This window comes from Nitrosospira sp. CT (assembly GCF_059489795.1).
In genome coordinates this window covers 15409-36300 of the sequence record NZ_JCAHZJ010000003.1, presented here as the reverse complement: position 1 = coordinate 36300, position 20892 = coordinate 15409, and the positions used below count along the sequence as shown (strand labels likewise).

20 protein-coding genes are annotated in these 20892 nt (G+C 54.4%); 18 read left to right on the top strand and 2 right to left on the bottom strand.

What is annotated here, in order from left to right; genetic code table 11:
- Positions 1 to 145: 145 nt before the first annotated feature.
- Both egtD and egtB read right to left on the bottom strand, forming a co-directional pair.
- On the bottom strand, positions 146 to 1123 hold the full coding sequence (egtD, locus tag AC52W5_RS00475) for an L-histidine N(alpha)-methyltransferase (RefSeq protein ID WP_495669555.1): 978 nt from the start codon (positions 1121 to 1123) through the stop codon (positions 146 to 148).
- Positions 1120 to 2442, bottom strand: a complete 1323-nt coding sequence (egtB, locus tag AC52W5_RS00470) for an ergothioneine biosynthesis protein EgtB (RefSeq protein WP_495669554.1) — start codon at positions 2440 to 2442, stop codon at positions 1120 to 1122. Before egtB ends, egtD begins: the two co-directional genes overlap by 4 nt.
- Before the next feature lie 434 nt (positions 2443 to 2876).
- Between egtB and AC52W5_RS00465 the strand changes: the two genes are divergently transcribed.
- From AC52W5_RS00465 to AC52W5_RS00380, 18 genes are all read left to right on the top strand, one after another.
- Positions 2877 to 3428: a PRC-barrel domain-containing protein gene (locus tag AC52W5_RS00465; RefSeq protein WP_074972998.1), complete on the top strand. Its 552-nt coding sequence runs from the start codon at positions 2877 to 2879 to the stop codon at positions 3426 to 3428.
- A gap of 182 nt (positions 3429 to 3610) precedes the next feature.
- Entirely contained in the window at positions 3611 to 4759 is a 1149-nt protein-coding gene (locus AC52W5_RS00460; protein ID WP_495669553.1) for an MFS transporter, read from the top strand.
- Positions 4760 to 4848: 89 nt separating this feature from the next.
- The gene (leuC, locus tag AC52W5_RS00455) at positions 4849 to 6258 is read left to right on the top strand and encodes a 3-isopropylmalate dehydratase large subunit (RefSeq protein ID WP_495669562.1); all 1410 of its coding nucleotides are present in this window, start codon (positions 4849 to 4851) and stop codon (positions 6256 to 6258) included.
- A gap of 52 nt (positions 6259 to 6310) precedes the next feature.
- The gene (locus AC52W5_RS00450; RefSeq protein ID WP_495669552.1) at positions 6311 to 6436 is read left to right on the top strand and encodes an entericidin A/B family lipoprotein; all 126 of its coding nucleotides are present in this window, start codon (positions 6311 to 6313) and stop codon (positions 6434 to 6436) included.
- Positions 6437 to 6456: 20 nt separating this feature from the next.
- Complete coding sequence (gene leuD, locus AC52W5_RS00445) at positions 6457 to 7095, top strand: 3-isopropylmalate dehydratase small subunit (RefSeq protein WP_495669551.1); 639 nt, start codon at positions 6457 to 6459, stop codon at positions 7093 to 7095.
- A gap of 26 nt (positions 7096 to 7121) precedes the next feature.
- The gene (gene leuB / locus AC52W5_RS00440) at positions 7122 to 8183 is read left to right on the top strand and encodes a 3-isopropylmalate dehydrogenase (RefSeq protein WP_495669550.1); all 1062 of its coding nucleotides are present in this window, start codon (positions 7122 to 7124) and stop codon (positions 8181 to 8183) included.
- A 64-nt stretch (positions 8184 to 8247) separates the two neighbouring features.
- Positions 8248 to 9360, top strand: a complete 1113-nt coding sequence (asd, locus tag AC52W5_RS00435; protein ID WP_495669549.1) for an aspartate-semialdehyde dehydrogenase — start codon at positions 8248 to 8250, stop codon at positions 9358 to 9360.
- 314 nt (positions 9361 to 9674) lie between these two features.
- Positions 9675 to 10502, top strand: a complete 828-nt coding sequence (locus AC52W5_RS00430; protein ID WP_495669548.1) for a type IV pilus assembly protein FimV — start codon at positions 9675 to 9677, stop codon at positions 10500 to 10502.
- A gap of 194 nt (positions 10503 to 10696) precedes the next feature.
- Entirely contained in the window at positions 10697 to 11515 is an 819-nt protein-coding gene (gene truA, locus AC52W5_RS00425; protein WP_495669547.1) for a tRNA pseudouridine(38-40) synthase TruA, read from the top strand.
- A 53-nt stretch (positions 11516 to 11568) separates the two neighbouring features.
- Positions 11569 to 12195 carry a phosphoribosylanthranilate isomerase gene (locus tag AC52W5_RS00420; protein ID WP_495669546.1) on the top strand — a complete coding sequence of 209 codons (627 nt, stop codon included), beginning with the start codon at positions 11569 to 11571 and terminating at the stop codon, positions 12193 to 12195.
- Positions 12182 to 13378, top strand: a complete 1197-nt coding sequence (trpB, locus tag AC52W5_RS00415) for a tryptophan synthase subunit beta (protein WP_074972978.1) — start codon at positions 12182 to 12184, stop codon at positions 13376 to 13378. Before AC52W5_RS00420 ends, trpB begins: the two co-directional genes overlap by 14 nt.
- Positions 13379 to 13394: 16 nt before the next feature.
- Complete coding sequence (gene trpA, locus AC52W5_RS00410) at positions 13395 to 14234, top strand: tryptophan synthase subunit alpha (protein ID WP_495669545.1); 840 nt, start codon at positions 13395 to 13397, stop codon at positions 14232 to 14234.
- The gene (accD, locus tag AC52W5_RS00405) at positions 14231 to 15100 is read left to right on the top strand and encodes an acetyl-CoA carboxylase, carboxyltransferase subunit beta (RefSeq protein WP_495669544.1); all 870 of its coding nucleotides are present in this window, start codon (positions 14231 to 14233) and stop codon (positions 15098 to 15100) included. The genes trpA and accD overlap by 4 nt, the downstream gene beginning before the upstream one ends.
- A gap of 46 nt (positions 15101 to 15146) precedes the next feature.
- Positions 15147 to 16475: a bifunctional tetrahydrofolate synthase/dihydrofolate synthase gene (folC, locus tag AC52W5_RS00400; protein WP_495669543.1), complete on the top strand. Its 1329-nt coding sequence runs from the start codon at positions 15147 to 15149 to the stop codon at positions 16473 to 16475.
- Positions 16476 to 16490: 15 nt separating this feature from the next.
- Complete coding sequence (locus AC52W5_RS00395; protein WP_495669542.1) at positions 16491 to 17258, top strand: SPOR domain-containing protein; 768 nt, start codon at positions 16491 to 16493, stop codon at positions 17256 to 17258.
- 46 nt (positions 17259 to 17304) lie between these two features.
- The gene (locus tag AC52W5_RS00390) at positions 17305 to 17829 is read left to right on the top strand and encodes a CvpA family protein (protein ID WP_495669541.1); all 525 of its coding nucleotides are present in this window, start codon (positions 17305 to 17307) and stop codon (positions 17827 to 17829) included.
- A gap of 91 nt (positions 17830 to 17920) precedes the next feature.
- Positions 17921 to 19441: an amidophosphoribosyltransferase gene (gene purF / locus AC52W5_RS00385; protein ID WP_495669540.1), complete on the top strand. Its 1521-nt coding sequence runs from the start codon at positions 17921 to 17923 to the stop codon at positions 19439 to 19441.
- A gap of 162 nt (positions 19442 to 19603) precedes the next feature.
- Entirely contained in the window at positions 19604 to 20782 is a 1179-nt protein-coding gene (locus AC52W5_RS00380; RefSeq protein WP_495669539.1) for an O-succinylhomoserine sulfhydrylase, read from the top strand.
- Positions 20783 to 20892: the final 110 nt, after the last annotated feature.

Sequence of the window (20892 nt, the reverse complement as noted above, 5' to 3'; positions counted from 1 at the left end):
CTTCCCGTGATTTTACTGTTTGGCCCGTCTTTGATACTGATACAGCGAATGGACGGGTTGCCCGAGTGCTGCGAGTTGCAACTCGGAAATGGAAATCGTGCCGGAATCGAAATCACACCAATCGGATCAGAAATCTGAGCAGTTTTTATGTTATCACGCCAAGGCTGACCGCAAACCAGGAATCAGGATCTGTCCAGGTATGCTCGACCCGGAAGCCGCTGGATCGGAGCAGGTTTTCGAGATGCTCAACGGTGTATTTGTAACTGTTTTCCGTGTGAATCCGCTCACCCTGATCGAACTGCAATGTCATATCAAGTGCATCAATTCTTACTGATTGCCGACAGGCGCTTTCAAGATGCAGTTCGATGCGCGATTCTGCCTCATTCCAGAATGAGATATGGCAAAACGATTCGGGGTCGAAGTGCCCCCCCAGTTCCCGGTTGATCCGTACAAGAAGGTTTTTATTGAATGAAGCGGTCACTCCCGCGTCATCGTCATACGCCGCATGCATGACTTCGGCATCCTTCACGAGATCTGCGCCAAGAAGCAACCTATCTCCGGTGGACAAATTCCGAGCAATGTTCTGCAGCAAGGCTATCGCTTCATCGTTTTCCAGGTTCCCGATACTGGAGCCAATATAAAGAACAAGGCGTGGCGGGGTCTGATGTTCAAGAAATGTCAGGTTGTCGAAATCGCCCACCTGAGGGTGAACTTTCACCGTGCCCAATTCGCTTTCCACCTCATCCTTGGCTAACTTCAAGGCCGCATCGGAGACATCGAGCGGAAAGTAATTCACGCCGAATTGCCGCTGCACGAGAGAACGCAACAGAATGCGGGTCTTGGTTGCGGTTCCTGCGCCAAGCTCGCTGACAGAGACATTGCAGCGAAGATGGCTGCATATCTCCTCCGCATGTGCCGTCAATATCCCCGCTTCTGTTCTCGTAGGATAATATTCCGGCAAACAGGTAATCTGCTCAAACAAGGCGGAGCCGGCAGCATCATAAAGGAGCTTTGGCGGCAGGCTCTTGGGTGTGCGAGAAAAGCCTTCCAGCACATCCTCGGCGATGGAAGGGAGAGGGGCAGGAGTAAATTTCCGGTGAAGGTGTTTCGATGTAATAATCATGAAATCCTGTCGTTACTGTCATGAGCCAGGCGTATTCCGGAGAACTGCCAGCGCTTCTGTGGCAGAAAGAAATTACGGTATGACTTTCGTATATGAGATCGAGGCGTAACGCAGGAACCGCCCCGCAGGACTATCTGGTTACACATGAATTTCCCGTTATATTCACCTTCTGCCCCTGCTGGCGGACGGTAACCGGCATAGGCGGAATAAGGACTTGAGGTCCACTCCCACACATCACCCAGCATCTGTTGGATGCTTGTCTGTTGAGATGCCCAATAAACGGCTGGCGCGGGATGAAAAATTCCGCTTTCAAGCAGATTTGGAGAATTGTTGTCAGAACATCTGTTCGACCGTGCAGCAACCTCCCATTCGGATTCCGTCGGCAGGCGGGCACCCGTCCAGCGCGCAAAAGCATCCGCTTCATAGAAGCTTACGTGGCATACCGGTTCACTTGGGTTGACCGGCACGCTTCCGCGGCAGGTAAATTGAGTCCATCCATCCCCGGTCTGTTCCCAATAGAGTGGCGCCGTCCATTGATTCTCGCAAACATGGTCCCAGGCATCCGACAGCCATAATTCCGCCCGCCGATAACCTCCGTCGACCATGAATTCCAGGTATTCCTCGTTCGTTACAAGGCGGGAGGCAATGCGAAAGGCGCTCAAGTAGGTGAGATGCCGGGGTAATTCGTTATCAAAGGCAAAACCTTCTGTATCGTGCCCTACCTGGTAGATGCCTTCTTCAAAACGACACCATTTCAATGGCGCAGCGGCTGTCGCAGTCGTTGCGACAGTACGCATTTGCTCCCCCAGGTAACTGGGCCGCAGGGGATTGGTCCAGAAGGCGTGTTTGATATCCGTGACGATCAATTCCTGGTGTTGCTGCTCATGATTCAATCCCAGTTCGAGCAATCGTAAAACTTCCTCTGAAGCTTCACTTGCAAGAAATTTCTCCATGGCATTGTCTACGTAGGCACGGTAAAGGCGAATCTGGTCGAGAGTGGGACGGGAAAACGTACCCCGAATAGAGCGATGGGGATGCCCTCCCAGTCGTTTGTAGTAGGAGTTGAAGAGGAAGCTGAATCGATCATCGAAGCGGGCGTAACCCTGAAAATGCTGCGCGAGGATGAATTCCTCGAAGAACCACGTGGTGTGGGCGAGATGCCATTTGGACGGGCTCGCGTCGGCCATGGACTGGACCATCTGATCATCCGGCCCAAGCGTTTCAACGAGTTTCAACGTCTGCCTGCGAATTTCACGATATCGTTGAAGCCATGTCGGCAATGGCGACAATACGACAGGTCGATCGAGTGTTTTCAGCATGATTATTTATCTATCGTGACGATACTCATTTCGATTGGAAGGGATATCTTTCCTTTCGTATGCTTTCATATGAACAGGCCAATTTCTGCATTCCTTCATTCCTTATCCCTTATCGACGACTGGTTCCTGTTGCAAATTTTCCCTAAAGAGAGAGGGTGCATTCTGTACGCTTTCAGACATATAAGTTCTGAATGAGGTGAATTACGTGCGATATGTGGGAAAAGTCTGTTTTTGTTCGATACCGTACTGACCCTCTTTCCCGGTTGGAGCATCCTGTACATGTCTGAAGCGCTTCGAGGAAGGACCGGCACACTGGCAGAAAGCGGCAGAATCCGGATCGAAGCGGTGAGGGTGAATGAAGAGAAGTTCTTACAGGAAGTTCAAGCAGTAGCCTTTAAGAATTTACTAATTTCATACTTTCATAGGAGATAATCATGGCTTATACAGATCGCGATACCTACGGCATGTACAAGAAGTATGGTAAGGAGGAAGGGAAGGGACCCGGGCCCCGTCTGATGGGAGCGGATACCCTTATTGGCGAGGATGTATACAACACCAAGGACGAAGATCTTGGCGACATCAAGGAAATCATGCTCGACATGAACAACGGCAAAATCGCTTATGCCGTGCTGTCTTTCGGCGGATTTCTGGGAATGGGAGATAAGCTCTTCGCCGTGCCCTGGAGCGCGCTGACACTCGATACGGAGAACAAGCGCTTCATCCTCAATGTGGAGAAGGACCGCCTCGACTCCGCGCCGGGATTCGATAAGGATGACTGGCCGGACATGGCGGATCCATCCTGGCAGAACACCATCAATTCCTACTATGGAACGAAGTCTTACATGGATACAAGCTACGAAACCACATCCAAGAAAGACTATACGACCTCTGCCCATCGAAACAATGAAAGGATCATTCCGGTTGCACCGGTCGGCGCTGACCACGTGAAAGATAAAACCGACGATACCTTTCACACGCACAAGTAAAGACTATTAGGTAGTGTCAGGTGAACAAGGGGTGCAGGATTATCCTGCACCCCTTGTTTTATGGGTTGCAAAACTGCTCGACCTTCCACACGCGGGTACCAGGCGCAGAACTCGTGCTTTAAACCGCATACGCGTTACAGGCTGGTTAAATGATCTGTCAAATAGCCTGTAAACTCGCATAAATGCAATCCATTCCCTATTGGCGTCTTTCCGGCTTCTATTTCTTCCATTTTGCCTTTATTGGCGCCTTTGCTCCTTACTGGACTCTTTACCTCAAATCCCTTTCCTTCGCTTCCTTTCAGATCGGCGTCCTCATGTCCCTGCTGCATGTCACTCGCATCTTTGCCCCGGCTGCGTGGGGCTGGCTTGCAGATCACATCGGCAAGCGCATGCTCATTGTACGATCGGCTGCAATTGCAGGCTTGGTCAGCTACTGCGGCGTTTTTCTCGGCGAGTCCTATGGCTGGCTGTTTGTGGTCATGGCGCTGATGAGTTTTTTCTGGAGCGCCTCCCTGCCGTTGATCGAAGCTACGACGCTTTCATATCTTGGAGAAAGCATCACAAAATACGGACTCATCCGGGTCTGGGGCTCGGTAGGATTCATTCTGGCGGTAACCGGCGTCGGTTATCTGCTGGATGTAACCAGCATCAGCTCGCTGCTATGGGCCGTCCTTGGCTTCAAGCTCGGTATTGTCTTTTTTTCACGCCTCATTCCTGAAGTCGGGACAGTAACGCATCCTGCCACCGAGCATTCCATTCCACAAATATTCCGACGGCCGGAAGTACTGGCTTTTTTTGCGGCGTGCCTGTTGATGGTGTTTGCGCATGGCCCCTACTACACCTTTTACTCGATTTATCTTGTCGAGTACGGATACAGCAAAAGTCTCGTAGGCTGGCTGTGGGCCACAGGGGTTATCTGTGAGATCGGCATATTTTTCCTGATGCCGCAGTTGATGCGCCGATTCCGCATGAAACAGATCATGGTGTTCAGTTTCGGCTGTGCCGTAGCACGCTTCCTGATGATAGGCTGGGGCGTGGAATGGCCGTTTGTCATATTGTCCGCACAGGTGCTGCATGCCGCAACCTACGGGGCGCATCACGCCACGGCCATGATGGTGGTGCACCGGCTCTTCGGTGGGCGCCACCAGGCGAAAGGGCAAGCCCTCTACACCAGCCTTACATTCGGGCTCGGTGGCACCATTGGCGGCATATTCAGCGGTTACTCGTGGGATTGGCTGGGGGCAGGGCTCACTTTTACGATCAGTGCGATGGCCGTGTTGCTCGGCCTGGGGCTGGTAGTCTGGAAGATGGACATCGACCGGTCCGCGTGACAATTGCCTCACTCTTGCTGTTCCTTGATATTTCATTATGGGATAATGAAATATTGAGATTTGAAGCCGTTATTCCCATTTCCACAAAAATGCAAACGTTATACGACAAACTCTGGCAAAGCCATGTGGTGCACGAAGAATCCGATGATCCGGAAGGCATGGCGCTGCTATATATCGATCGCCACCTCGTACACGAGGTGACCAGCCCCCAGGCGTTCGAAGGGTTGAAGCTGGCGGGACGCAAGCCGTGGCGCCTCAATTCCATTCTGGCGGTAGCAGACCACAATGTGCCGACCACCGGGCGGGATCATGGCATCAGCGATCCGGTATCTCGCCTGCAAGTGGAAACGCTCGATCAGAATTGCGAGGAATTGGGTATTACCGAATTCAGGATGAACGATCGGCGCCAGGGTATCGTGCATGTCATCGGACCGGAGCAGGGTGCCACCTTGCCAGGGATGACAGTGGTTTGTGGCGACTCGCATACCAGCACGCATGGCGCTTTTGCCTGTCTTGCTTTTGGCATAGGTACTTCGGAGGTGGAGCATGTGCTGGCGACACAGTGCTTGCTGGCGAAGAAGTCAAAAACGATGCAGATCGTGGTAGAGGGCAACTTGGGCCATGGCATTACCGCCAAGGACGTAGCGCTTGCCGTTGTCGGCAGGATCGGTACTGCCGGAGGTACAGGCTATGCGATCGAGTTTGCCGGCAGCGCGATCCGTGGGCTATCGATGGAAGGGCGCATGACACTCTGCAATATGGCGATCGAGGCGGGTGCGCGTGCGGGAATGGTGGCAGTGGATGATGTCACCATTGAATATCTCCTGGGCCGTCCCTTTGCACCTAAAGGCGATCTGTGGGAAAAAGCGGTTGCCTACTGGCGTACCCTGAAGAGTGACGAGAGTGCGAATTTCGATAAGGTTGTTCAACTGGACGCAACCTCGATCAAGCCGCAGGTAACCTGGGGAACTTCTCCGGAAATGGTTACGACAGTGGATGGAAAGGTGCCTGATCCGGCAGAAATCGCAGACGCGGTGAAGCGTCACGATATGGAGCGAGCGCTCAAATATATGGCGCTGGCTCCCAACACCCCGATCAGTGAAATCCGCCCCGACAAGATATTCATCGGCTCCTGCACGAATGCGCGCATAGAGGATTTGCGGGCCGCCGCCGAGGTGGTAAGGGGCCGTCGTATTGCAAAGAGCATCAAGCTTGCGATGGTCGTGCCGGGATCCGGCCTGGTCAAGCATCAGGCAGAGCAGGAGGGGCTCGACAGGATATTCCGCGATGCGGGGTTTGAATGGCGCGAACCGGGTTGTTCGATGTGTCTTGCAATGAATGACGACAGGCTGGAGCCCGGCGAGCGCTGCGCTTCCACTTCCAATCGTAACTTTGAGGGCAGGCAGGGTCCGGCGGGACGTACTCACCTGATGAGTCCTGCAATGGCAGCCGCGGCCGCAGTCGCGGGACATTTTGTGGATGTAAGGGAAATATATTAGAATTCCAGTACAACCATAGCCATAGCGGTTTTTTATACTACCGAGAATTGTGATGAGAATGCTGACAGTAATAGCTGCCTTGATTACTGCTTTTGGTCTGTCTGCCTGCCACACCATTCAGGGCGTGGGTAAAGACGTTCAAAGCGGCGGAGAAGCGCTGGAAAAATCTGCAAAATAATTGCAAAACGGGAATCAGCAGTGAAAAAGTTTCATTCATGCGAGGGGTTGGTGGCGCCGCTGGATCGGGCCAACGTCGACACCGACGCCATCATTCCCAAACAGTTTCTGAAATCCATCAAGAGATCCGGTTTCGGACAGAACCTCTTTGATGAATGGCGGTACCTGGATCATGGCGAGCCAGGCATCGACCCTGCCACTCGTAAACTCAACCCCAACTTTGTGCTTAACCTGCCGCGTTACCGCGGTGCCCGGATACTTCTTGCACGCGCCAATTTCGGTTGCGGATCCAGCCGGGAACATGCTCCCTGGGCATTGCAGGATTACGGCTTTGAGGTAATCATTGCCCCCAGTTTTGCCGATATTTTTTTCAACAACTGCTTCAAAATAGGTTTGCTTCCCATCGTGCTCGACACCTCACAGGTGGATCAACTGTTCCGCGAGGTCGAGGCCACCGAAGGGTACCGATTGCTCGTCAATCTGGAGCAGCAATCGGTAACTACTCCCGCCGGAGAATCTTTCTCTTTCGATATCGATTCTTTCCGCAAGCATAGTCTTCTGAATGGTCTGGACGAAATCGGCCTCACGTTGCAGCATGCGGACAAAATCCGGGCGTTCGAAGAAAGACGCCGCGTAGAACAGCCGTGGCTGTTCGCCTGACAGACTTTCCCCTTTAAAAGGATTTTATGAAAATAGCAATTCTGGCCGGAGATGGTATCGGTCCGGAAATTGTCGCGCAGGCAGTGCGCGTGCTGGAAACGCTGAGAAGCGATGGATTGAAGCTGGAACTGGAACAGGGGTTGCTGGGCGGGTGCGCGGTAGATGCAGCGGGCGAGCCTTTTCCCGAAGCAACGCGCAGATTGGTGAATGAGGCAGATGCCGTAATCCTGGGGGCAGTGGGCGGTCCCCGGTATGACGCGCTGCCCCGGCAACTCAGGCCGGAGCAAGGCCTTCTTGGGATAAGGAAGGCCTTGAACCTGTTTGCCAATCTCCGGCCCGCGGTACTTTATCCTGAACTTGCCGATGCTTCCACGCTGAAGCCCGAGGTGGTGTCCGGACTCGATATCCTGATCGTGCGCGAGTTGACCGGGGATATTTACTTTGGCGAGCCGCGTGGTATTGAATTACGGGATGGTCAGCGCATCGGCTACAATACCATGATTTACAGCGAAGCAGAGATCCGGAGAATAGCGCGAGTGGCTTTCCAGGCAGCGCGCAAGCGTAGTCGCAGGCTGTGCTCTGTAGACAAGATGAACGTACTGGAATCAACCCAGCTGTGGCGCGACGTGGTGACCGAAACGGCGGGTGAATATCCCGAGGTGGAGCTTTCGCACATGCTGGTGGACAATGCGGCCATGCAGCTTGTACGCAATCCCCGGCAGTTCGACGTGGTTGTGACAGGCAACATGTTCGGTGACATTCTGTCGGATGAGGCATCCATGCTGACCGGCTCGATAGGCATGCTGCCTTCGGCATCGCTCGATGAGCGGAACAAGGGGCTTTACGAACCCATACATGGTTCCGCTCCCGATATCGCCGGCAAGGACGTGGCGAATCCTCTGGCAACCGTACTCTCGGTCGCGATGATGTTGCGCTATACCTTCGATCTGGAGGAGGAGGCATCCCGAATCGAACGGGCAGTGAAAAAGGTGCTGGCTGATGGATATCGGACTGCGGATATTTACGAGCCAGGAAAGATGAGAACCGGAACCGCAGCAATGGGTGATGCGGTTCTGGCAAGTTTGTAGATACAGCACTTCACATCCTGCGGTTGAATCAAACCAGGAGATTTCTTCCAAAAGAGAGATATCAATGAAACGAGTCGGTTTTATCGGTTGGCGGGGCATGGTAGGGTCGGTTCTCATGCAACGCATGCGGGAAGAAAATGATTTTGCATTGGTGGAACCAACTTTCTTTTCCACTTCGCAGAAGGGCGGCAAAGCACCGGATATCGGCCAGGAGGCTCCGCCCCTGAAGGACGCGAATGATATAGACGAACTCAGGTCAATGGATGTTCTGGTTTCCTGCCAGGGAGGAGATTATACCGGCGCGGTTTTTCCCCGGCTGCGGGAAGCTGGCTGGCAGGGTTACTGGATCGATGCAGCCTCCACGCTGCGGATGAAAGATGATGCTGTCATCATACTGGACCCGGTCAACATGCCGGTTATCGAGCAGGCGCTGCACGATGGGATAAAAAACTATATCGGGGGCAATTGCACTGTCAGCCTGATGCTGATGGCCATGAACGGGCTCTTCAAAGAAGAACTGGTGGAGTGGATGAGCGCCATGACTTATCAGGCAGCTTCCGGGGCCGGCGCGCAGAATATGCGGGAATTGCTTCTGCAAATGGGCGAAGCGCATCGTGTGGCGAAAAATCTGCTGGATGACCCTGCGGCCGGCATACTCGATATCGACCGTGAGGTGGCGGGAACACTTCGTGATGAAAATTTTCCAACCGAGAATTTCGGTGTGCCGCTTGCAGGAAGTCTTATCCCCTGGATAGACAGGGATTTGGGCAATGGGCAGACACGGGAAGAATGGAAGGGACAATCCGAGACGAACAAGATACTGGGGCGTGGTGAACGAACGGTTCCCGTGGATGGTATCTGTGTTCGTGTAGGCGCCATGCGGTGCCATAGCCAGGCGCTGACCGTGAAGCTGAAGAAGGATGTTCCTCTGGATGAAGTTGAAGACGTGCTTGCCGCTTCGAACAGTTGGGTAAGGGTCGTTCCCAATGAGCGGGAGCATACATTGAAAGAGTTGACTCCTGCTGCGGTTACCGGCAAGCTGACAATACCGGTTGGCCGATTGCGCAAGCTTGCCATGGGCGGCGAGTATCTTTCTGCATTCACTGTGGGAGACCAGTTGCTCTGGGGTGCTGCCGAGCCGCTGCGCAGAATGCTCAGAATCCTGGTGGCGGCCTGAGAACCGATAGAAGCGGCAAAGGCGCACGATCGACCAAGACATCGTGCTGCCTGGTTTCCATCTTCTGGAGCTTCCCCTGCGCCTTTTCGAGACTCATTTTTTTGCAGTCGCCCGATTGAGATGGTCCTATCGTTCGATGGCAGCCCGCTTTCTTCTTGAACGAAACCCGGCTGCACGTCTTGCATGCCTGCAGCCCAGGTCTGATCGGGCTCCCGATCTTCGTCAAGGGATAGGGCATTCCTCCCAGAGAGTATATTGCCGTGCAGAAGCCGAGGTTTAAGTGCAGTCTGTTTTTTTCATTTCTGGCCGCTGTGATGTCGGTGGAAGCCAGTCATGCAGCAGGTCTGGGAAGGCTCACTGTCAATTCTGTGCAAGGGCAGCCGTTCAAGGCAGAAATCGATCTGGTGACGGTAACAACAGAAGAGAAATCTTCCCTGAATGCTCACCTTGCATCACATGATGTCTTCCGCAAGGTAAATGTCGATTATTCTCCGCTTTTATCCACGTTTAGAACCACCATTGAAATCCATCCAGATGGTCAGCCTTATATCCGGATTGTTTCTCCGCAACCCGTTGACGAGCCGTTCCTGAATATCCTGATTGAGCTGAACTGGGCATCGGGGCGTTTGTTGCGTGAATATACAGCCCTGCTACCCCTTGCCGAAACAGGTGCATCGTCCCGGGAAAATGAGTCAGCTCAGCCGGCATTGCATTGCTACCCTGCAGATGGTAAAACAGATCCAGCCATAGCGCACGATAGCGTCTCGTCAGGACAAGCCAGGCTCCTTCCAGGAGCAACTGTGTCAAACCCGTCCTATCGGACCTATGGCCCCGTAAAATCAGGCGATACGCTGTCAGGAATCGTAAAAAATATCACGCTTCCTCCTGAAGCAAGCTTCAATCAGGCGCTGGTTGCACTGTTTCACGCAAACCGCGAGGCATTTTCTGACAACAACATGCATCAACTCAAGGCCGGGTTCGTGCTGAGAATACCTGATAACAGTGAAATCAATACGATATCAATAGTGGAAGCCGATCAGGAAGTGAGGGTGCATACGGACGAGTGGCAAAAAAAACGGTCTTCCAAAACAGAAGAAAGGGAGAAAGAATGGGGGCCATTGCCGTGGGCACTCGTTTTGTAGCAGGAAAGCGTAAGATCCCTGCAGGAATCTTGTGGGGAAGCGATGGTCGATGGCGAACTAGTCAATCAGCACTTTACTGTTGCGCTGGAAAGCGTCTGTTTATACGTCACTACTTCCGTTTCCCGAAACGTGTTTAAAAATTCCCTGGGCAGGTCCGGTACAAGTATCACCAAAATCACGATGGTAGCTTTACCGTGAGAATCGCAATGGTGTTGGAGTATGACGGCAGCAATTTCTGCGGCTGGCAAAGCCAGCCAGGGGGAAATACCGTGCAGGATGCTGTGGAAGCGGCCTTATCGGAAATTGCGGGCGAGCCCGTTCGAGTAGTCACGGCAGGGAGAACTGATGCAGGAGTCCATGCTATCTACCAGGTGCTGCATTTCGATACTCGGGCGGAACGACCCATGAGTGCGTGGGTGCGGGGTACAAACGCACTGCTGCCCGACGGCATTGCCATGCTATGGGCCTCCCGAACGGCGGATGATTTTCATGCCCGCTACTGTGCGATCGAGCGCTGCTACCTCTATCTGTTGCTGAACCATCCGGTGCGGCCGGGACTTCATCAACACAAAGTCGGCTGGTTTCATCAGCCGCTCCATCTCGAATCGATGCAAACGGCGGCTCAGATGATGCTGGGCGAACACGATTTCAGCGCCTTTCGCGCTGCTGAATGCCAAGCCAAATCCCCCGTGCGCACCGTGACAAGACTGGAAGTTACGCGAGTGGGAAACATTGTTGTGTTTGAGCTGCGCGCCAATGCATTTCTGCACCACATGGTACGTAATATCGTCGGTTGCCTGATCTATGTGGGCAAAGGTAAGTTTCGTCCTGACTGGATAGGGAAACTGCTTGAAAACGGGAAGCGCAGCGAAGCTGCGCCGACTTTTTCCGCTTCCGGGTTATACTTGGCAGGAGTTGCCTATGACACGAGGTGGAAGCTCCCGCCTTTTGTCGAACCCTCTCTTGCCGCAATAGTGCCGGGCACGACCAGGCCGGCTGTCGTCACATCATAGGCGACGAGTGGCGGAAACCGGGTTTCGGCAGCAAAACCGGAAGTCAGGGATATATGTCGATTCGAGTAAAAGTTTGCGGTATAACCCGAGTGGAAGATGCGCTTGCGGCAGTGCATCTCGGAGCGAATGCTGTGGGCTTTGTCTTCTGGGAGCGGAGCGCGCGTTATATTTCACCGGCCGGAGTCCGCGGAATCGTGTCCGCGTTACCGCCATTCGTTACTTCAGTGGGTGTCTATGTCGACCCTGAGGCAGGGTGGGTGGACGAAAGCATCTCGGTTGCTGGGGTGAACCTGCTGCAATTTCACGGCAGCGAAAGCCCCGAGTTCTGCCGGCAATTTTCACTTCCCTATATAAAGGCGGTAAGAGTCAGGGCGGGGCTGGATTTGCTACAATACGCATCCCTTTATGCAGGAGCTATCGGTTTGCTGCTGGATACGTATGTGGAAGGCGAACCCGGGGGGACCGGAGAGGCGTTCGACTGGAACCTGATTCCGCGCAATCTGCCGCTGCCGCTGATTCTTTCGGGGGGATTACACGCAGGCAATATTACGAGCGCGATCCAGCAGGCCCGTCCATGGGCAGTAGATGTGTCCAGTGGCGTGGAAGCCGCGAAAGGCATTAAGGATTCGGAAAAAATTGCAGCATTCATGCGAGGAGTTGGAATCAGTGAAAGTCTATGATCTTCCGGATAGTCACGGTCACTTTGGTCCGTACGGCGGTATCTTTGTCGCGGAAACGCTGATCTCGGCCCTGGAGGATTTGCGCATACAGTACGAGCGCTATCGCAGCGATGCTGACTTTCAGGAGGAATTCGCCCATGAACTCAAGCATTATGTGGGACGCCCCACTCCCATTTATCATGCAAAACGGTGGTCGGCGCATCTGGGGGGCGCCCAGATCCTGCTCAAGCGCGAAGACCTGAACCATACGGGTGCACACAAAATCAATAATGCGATGGGACAGGCGCTACTGGCCAGGCGAATGGGCAAATCACGGGTAATAGCCGAGACCGGTGCAGGCCAGCATGGTGTTGCGACGGCCACGGTCGCAGCGCGTTATGGGATGGAGTGTGTCATCTACATGGGCTCGGTCGATGTGGAGCGCCAGGCCGCCAATGTTTACCGGATGAAGCTTCTGGGTGCGGATGTCATACCGGTCGAATCCGGTTCACGCACGCTGAAGGATGCCTTGAACGAGGCCATGCGCGACTGGGTGACCAATGTTGCAGATACTTTTTACATCATCGGTACTGTGGCTGGACCTCATCCCTATCCCATGATGGTACGTGATTTCCAGGCGATTATCGGGCGCGAGGCAATAATCCAGATGCAGGAGGATTATGGACGGCAGCCCGATGCCCTGATCGCCTGCGTAGGTGGCGGCTCAAATGCCATTGGGCTTTTTTATCCCTATCTTGACAGCAGCACCCGGATGATCGGAGTGGAAGCGGCGGGACATGGAGTGGAGACGGATCAGCATGCCGCCACCCTGACGAAGGGACGGCCTGGCGTGTTGCACGGCAATCGTACTTACCTGATACAGGACGAGAATGGGCAGATCGTTGAAACACATTCCATTTCGGCAGGCCTGGATTATCCTGGCGTAGGGCCGGAGCATGCCTGGCTCAAGGACAGCGGCCGTGCTGAATATATCGGAATAACCGATGAGCAGGCTCTGGAAGCATTCCATGCACTGTGCCATTACGAAGGGATCATTCCGGCGCTCGAATCCAGCCATGCACTGGCTTATGCAGCCCAGCTCGCATCTGCGCTCACTCCTGATAAGCTGTTGCTGGTGAACTTGTCGGGGCGTGGCGACAAGGATATGTCTACCGTTGCGCACGCTTCGCATATCACCCTCTAACCTGCAAAGTCCGTTCATGTCCCGTATTTCCACACTGTTTGGCAAGCTGCGCCAGAATCGGAGAAAGGCACTCATTCCTTTTATCACTGCTGGCGATCCCGAACCCGGAATGATGGTCACACTGATGCATGAACTGGTGCAGGCTGGCGCCGACATCATCGAGCTGGGCGTTCCATTTTCCGATCCGATGGCGGATGGACCGACGATTCAGCGTTCTTCCGAGCGTGCGCTGAAGCATCGCGTTTCATTGCAGGATGTGCTGGCAATGGTGGGAGAATTCAGGGAAAGTGATTCCAGTACGCCGGTTGTGCTGATGGGTTACGCCAATCCGGTCGAAGCGATGGGCTATGATGCATTCACGGCAAGAGCAAAAGCGTGCGGCGTAGATGGCGTGCTGATTGTGGATTATCCTCCAGAGGAATCGGTGGAATGGGTGGAATGCCTGAAATGTCAGAATATCGCTCCCATTTTCCTGCTTTCTCCGACTACGCCACAGCAACGCGTCGAGCGGGTGGCATCCCTCGCGGAAGGATATGTGTACTACGTTTCGCTGAAAGGCGTTACCGGTTCGCTTCACCTCGACCTGCGTGATGTGGCGGAGAAACTCGACAGACTGCGTTCCCACATTTCCATTCCCATCGGAGTGGGCTTTGGCATACGTGACGGCGCAACCGCCCGGGCAGTGGCGGAGCTTGCCGATGCAGTGGTGGTGGGAAGCCGCATCATCGAAGAAATTGAAAGATCGCCCAAGGCGGAGGTGCTAACAAATGTCCATCGTCTGGTAAAAAGTCTGCGAATTGCAATAGATGCGGCAAGTCCTGCATCATCAGCCGCCGTTAAACTTACACACTTATGAGCTGGTTTCAGAAACTTCTCCCGCCCAAGATCAAGCGCAAGGAAAGCGGTGAAAAGAAAGCGGTGCCTGAGGGACTGTGGAGCAAGTGCGCCTCCTGCGAGGCAGTGCTTTACTATTCCGATCTGGGGAACAATCTCAACGTCTGCCCCAAGTGCGGTCATCACAACCGGATCTCCGCACGCGTGCGGCTCGACCTGTTTCTGGATCCGGAGAATCGGCGCGAAATCGGGGCGGAAGTCCATGCGCTCGATCCCCTTAAATTCAAGGATAGCAAGCGTTACTCCGACAGGTTGACGGAGGCGAAAAGAGAGACTAACGAAGATGACGCCCTCGTGGTGATGCAAGGCAGCGTCAAGGCGGTTCCCGTCGTTGCCGCAGCATTCGAATTCGGTTTCATGGGGGGGTCGATGGGATCCGTCGTCGGCGAACGCTTCATACGCGGTGTGCAAACGTGTGTCGACCGGCGTCTGGCCTTTGTATGCTTTGCGGCGAGTGGCGGTGCGCGCATGCAGGAAGGCCTGCTGTCGCTCATGCAGATGGCCAAAACCACTGCCGTACTGACCCGGCTGAGCCGTGAAGGGCTTCCGTTTATTTCGGTCCTGACGGACCCTACCATGGGCGGTGTATCTGCCAGTTTTGCTTTCATTGGCGATGTAGTAATTGCTGAGCCGGGCGCCCTGATCGGTTTTGCGGGACCGAGGGTGATCGAGCAGACGGTGCGGCAGACGCTGCCGGAGGGATTTCAGCGCTCCGAGTTCCTGCTGGAGCATGGAGCGATAGACATGATCGTCGATCGCCGGCGCATGCGAGACAAGGTCGCCAACTTGTCTACGTTGCTGATGCGCACTTCCTCCCCCGCACCCTGAGCATTTTCGCTCGACGCATAATCACACTTACCGTGCCATCGCAGGCATGAGCACTTTCTCCTTTGCTTCTGCAACGTTGCCAGAGTGGCTGGGCTACCTGGAACGCATGCATCCCACAACTATCGAGATGGGCCTGGAGCGGATACGGTGCGTCCAGGCGGAACTGGGGCTCGAGCCTTCATTTTCCATCATTTCCGTTGCGGGTACCAACGGGAAGGGCTCGACATGCATGATGCTGGAAGCCATTCTGAGTCATGCCGGATATCGCGTCGGATGCTATACCTCGCCCCACTTGCTGCGATATAACGAACGCGTGCGGATCAACCAGGGGGAAGCAGGCGACGATGAATTGTGCGAAGCTTTCCGTGCTGTCGAGTCGGCGCGGATGAATAGCGGCGTGTCCCTGACTTATTTCGAGGTTGGCACGCTGGCGTCCATGTACTTGTTCAGTCAGGCCGAAGTGGAAATCGCAATTCTGGAGGTGGGACTAGGTGGGCGACTGGATGCGGTCAATGTATTTGATACCGATTGCGCGGTCCTTACCAGTGTGGATTTCGATCATATGGATTATCTGGGCAACACGCGTGAACAGATCGGATTCGAAAAGGCCGGAATTTTCAGGTCGGGGAAGGCGGCGATCTGTTCCGAGCCGGATTTGCCTGTAAGCGTGCGCCGTCATGCGCAATCAATCGGCGCCAACCTCACGCATATCGGGGAGCACTTCGGTTATTCAACCGCTCCACAGTCCTGGAGCTACTGGTGGAACGGCGAGAGCAGACACGCACTCCCTTACCCAACCCTGCGCGGTGCCTGTCAGTTGAAAAACGCCAGTGCATGCCTCGCCGCGCTGGATTCCCTGAAAGATACCTTCCCGGTCACCCTGAGCGATATTCGCCATGGATTGCTGGAGGTGGTTTGGCCAGGACGGTTTCAGGTGTTGCCTGGGCGGCCGGTCACGGTGCTTGATGTTGCCCATAATCCAGGTGCAGCGCGAGCGTTTGCTGCCAGCCTTGATAGCATGGAGCGTTATCCTCGAACGTATGCGGTATTCGCAATGCTCCGGGATAAGGATATCGCCGGCGTGGTGCGGGAGGTGAGGTCCAGAGTGGATGTCTGGCTGGTATCGGGCATTGACGCTCCAAGAGGCGCGACAGTGGATGAAGTCGCCGCGCAGGTTGCCCAGGCGCTGCAAATCGCTGAGTCGGGCGCGGGGGACGCAAGTGAAGTCGCCGTGCATACCATCCGCAAGTTCCGCAATCCATCCGAGGCATATGCCTACGCCTGTGAGCAGGCAGCCAGAAATGATAGAATTTGTGTTTTCGGCTCATTCCATACCGTGGCTGAAGTGTTAAAGAATATGGTTGAGCGCAGGTAGACTTCCCGATATTTAATGGCAAAGACCCTCAGCGAAGAAGAGATTCAGCTAAGAAAGCGCGCCAGACGACGTCTGGTCGGCGCAATCGTCCTGGCAACCGCGGCAGTGGTGGTATTGCCGATGATCCTTGACAGCAAGCCTGACCGGCGCGGTCATGAAATCGACATACACATCCCGTCTGAGGATTCAGTGGAAGAGCTTGCCGCCGAATCTGTTTCCCCGGCAAATACGCCTCTCGCAACCGCTTCCTCCATGCCTCAGGCTGAGGGGCCGGAGCAGGCAAGTGCGGCATCCGGTAAGAATATAACGGCTGTACCTCCTCGTGAGACGCTTGTCTCCATCAATGAAAAGACCAGTGCAAGCCCTGCGCCTGCTGCTCCGCGGAATGAAACGGCGGCTACAAGCACTGCTCCCGCTGCTTCTCGAGTGGAAACAGCCAGTAAAAACGCCCTGCCTGCTGCCCCGCGGAATGAAAGGGCGGCTACAAACACTGCGCCCGCCACTTCCCGAGCGGAAACGGCCAGTAAAAACGCCGCGCCGGCTGCTTCGCGGGAAGCATCATTTGTAGTGCAGTTAGGCGCTTTTTCTACGCCAACAAAAGCGGCCCGGCAATCGGAAAAGGTCGCTTCACAGAATTTCTCCGCCTATACTGAAATCGTGAAATCCGGCAAGGAAGAAGTAACCCGCGTGCGCGTCGGTCCTTTCGCGACACGCGAGGAGGCTGAGAAAACACGGGAAAAACTGAAGAACCTGGGATTCGAAGGTGTGGTTACAGAAAAGTAGGTGAGGATCATGAAACCCTGTACACAAGGCTACCTCGCATTCTGCCATGTTTACTGCTGATCTGACTGGCTTCGATTACGCTGTCCTGGCAATACTGATTGTGTCAATCCTGCTCAGTGTATCGCGCGGCGTTGTGCGAGAAATATTGTCCCTGGTCAGCTGGATAGTCGCATTCATGGTGGCGAATTCTTTGGCCGCAGGATTCGCGCCCATGGTGCCTTCAACTATCGACGGAGAATCACTGCGTATCCTGCTGGCTTTCATTGCATTATTCCTGACAACCCTGGTGGCGATGGGTCTCTTGACCATGCTGATTTCAGCTTTGATCCAGACGGTAGGATTGGGTTTCACCGATAGATTTTTCGGCTCCCTGTTCGGTTTTATCCGCGGGTTGGTAGTGGTGCTGGTAATCGTGCTGGCAGCAGGTCTTACCGCTCTGCCGCAGGAGCCCTTCTGGCGAAAAGCGGTACTGAGCAAGCACCTGGAGGCTGCAGCAATGGTGGTGCTGCCGTGGTTGCCGCAGGATTTGTCCAGGCGTATCCACTATGCGGAACTGAAGCGCAAGCAATAGCGCAATAAACCGAATGCGCCGGATTCCACTTGATGAACTCGTGCAACTTTTCGTATAGCGTCGATCTAAGTCATTTTTGCGGAGTGCGTCCATGTGTGGAATTCTGGGTTTAGTTTCGCATGCTCCCGTAAACCAGCTACTCTACGACGGGTTGCTGGTGCTGCAGCATCGCGGGCAGGATGCGGCCGGAATTGTTACCGCCCAGGGGAATACCTTCCACATGCACAAGAACAGCGGCCTGGTACGCGACGTGTTTCGCACGCGGAATATGCGCGCCTTGCTCGGGAACATGGGGATCGGCCAGGTGCGTTATCCCACTGCTGGTTCCGCCGAGTCTCCTGCAGAGGCACAGCCGTTTTATGTCAACTCGCCATTCGGAATCGTACTCGGGCATAACGGCAATCTGACCAATTCCGCACAACTCAACGATGAGTTGTTTCGCGAGGATTTGCGGCACGTCAACACCAATTCGGATTCGGAAGTGCTCCTTAATGTGCTGGCGCACGAGTTGCAGAGGAGCACGAAGAACCACCAGCTCGATCCCGCCGCTATTTTTGCCGCCGTATCCGGCGTGCACGAGCGTTGCAAAGGCGCCTACGCCGTCATAGCAATGATTGCAGGTTACGGATTGCTCGCGTTCCGCGATCCTTATGGTATTCGCCCCCTTGTGTTCGGGTGCGCGGAAACCGAGCATAGGACGGAGTATCTGGTAGCGTCCGAGAGTGTGGCGCTCGATACCCTGGGATTCAAGCTGGTGAGGGATGTTGAGCCGGGCGAAGCAATTTTTATTGATGACAGCGGCAATTTTTACAATAAGCAGTGCGCGCCCAACCCCTCGCACAATCCCTGCATCTTCGAGTATGTCTATCTCGCCCGGCCGGATTCAGTCATAGACGGAATTTCAGTCTATGAAACCCGGCTCAACATGGGAGAGAGTCTAGCCGATAAAGTCAAAGCCACGATGAGTCATCTCGATATCGATGTGGTCATTCCGATTCCTGATTCCAGTCGCCCCAGTGCTTTGCAGCTTGCCAACCGCCTGGGCATAAGTTTTCGTGAAGGTTTCGTAAAAAACCGCTACATCGGTCGAACTTTTATCATGCCTGGCCAGCAACTGCGCCGCAAGTCGGTCCGCCAGAAGCTCAATGCCATGGGCGTGGAGTTTCGCGGAAAAAATGTGTTGCTGGTCGATGATTCGATCGTACGCGGCACCACCAGCCGTGAAATCGTCCAGATGGCGAAGGAAGCCGGCGCGAACAAGGTGTTTTTTGCTTCTGCTGCACCCCCCGTGCGGTTTCCCAACGTTTATGGCATCGATATGCCTACGCGTCACGAACTCATTGCCACGGGGCGGGATGACGAGGAAATATGCCGGGAAATTGGCGCCGATCATCTGGTGTATCAGGAGCTCGATTCTCTCATTAAAGATGTACGCCGCGTCAATCCATTGATCTCTCAGTATGAGACCTCGTGTTTCGACGGGCGCTATATTACCGGGGATGTAACGCCGGAATACCTGGCCGTTCTGGAGGCGCAACGCAGTGGTAGTCCTCCTCTCACGGAGAGACGTTCCAGCACGCAACTCGACCTGAACCTAGTGACGGCGAATTAATGAAGGTTTGACAAAAGCAGGTACCGAGCGTACCTTCACAGTAGGCGCCGATTTGATCTTCAGCTTGCGGGCGCAGTATAAATTCAGCTAAAGCGGGAAAACCCGTTTTTGGCGAACGCTGAACGGGTTTTTTATTTGGGGAATTTGAGGGAGATATCTGGCATGTCTGACGATTTCGAGCTGGAAACACTGGCGCTGCATACGGGCATACATCGCAGCCAATTCAATGAACACTCGGAAGCTTTATTCCTTACTTCGAGTTTTGTCTTCGATAGTGCAGCGCAGGCCGCAGCACGCTTTTCCGACGCGGAACCGGGTAATATCTATTCACGCTTTACCAACCCCACGGTTACCGCTTTTCAGGAAAGGCTGGCCGCCCTGGAGGGGGCGGAAGCCTGTGTCGCCACCTCCTCCGGCATGTCAGCTATTCTAGCCTGCACCATGGGGCTCCTCCGCGCGGGGGACCATATCGTGGCTTCCCGCAGCCTGTTCGGTGCGACTGTCAGCTTGTTCAACAATATCCTCAAGCGCTTCAACATCGAAACGACGTTTGTTTCCGCTACGGACGTTTCTGCCTGGGAAGCAGCGGTAAGACCGAGCACCAGGCTGCTGTTCATGGAAACGCCCTCCAATCCGTTGACCGAGATTTCCGACATTGCCGCACTGGCTGCTGTAGCAAAAAAAGCAGGTGCATGGCTCGCCGTAGACAATTGCTTCTGCTCTCCCGCTCTGCAACGTCCGCTGGAATTGGGAGCAGACCTCGTGATTCACTCTGCGACCAAATATCTTGAGGGTCAGGGCCGGGTGTTGGGTGGCGCGGTGCTGGGCAAGCGTGATCTCGTGATGGACGGGGGAATATTCGGTTTTCTCCGCACGGCCGGGCCGAGCCTGAGTCCATTCAATGCCTGGGTAATCCTGAAGGGAATGGAAACCCTGAACCTTCGGATGGAAAGGCATTCCGAAAATGCACTGGAAATCGCGCGCTGGCTGGAAGCGCAACCTGGCGTAGCCAAAGTCCATTATCCAGGCTTGCCATCGCATCCGCAGTACGAGCTTGCCAGCCGCCAGCAGAAAACCGGAGGTGGAATCGTTTCATTCGAATTGAAGAATGGAAGAGAAGCGGCATGGAGGGTGGTGGATTCCGTTCGCATGATTTCCATCACCGCCAACCTGGGGGATGCCAAGAGCACCCTTACCCATCCTGCCACCACCACTCATGGGCGGATCAGCCAGGAAAACCGGGATGCAGCCGGCATTACCGAGGGCTTACTGCGCATTGCAGTGGGACTTGAGGCGGTAAAAGACATAAAGGCCGATCTCGCAAGGGGTTTGACTCAATAGAGATAGTAAGGAATCAGCACTTTCAGGAACGTCGTCACCCTTGGATTGAGCCAGACGGGCGGATTTCCTTCTATTGGTTCTGTAGTATCAGCCTCTTTTCTACACCCGTC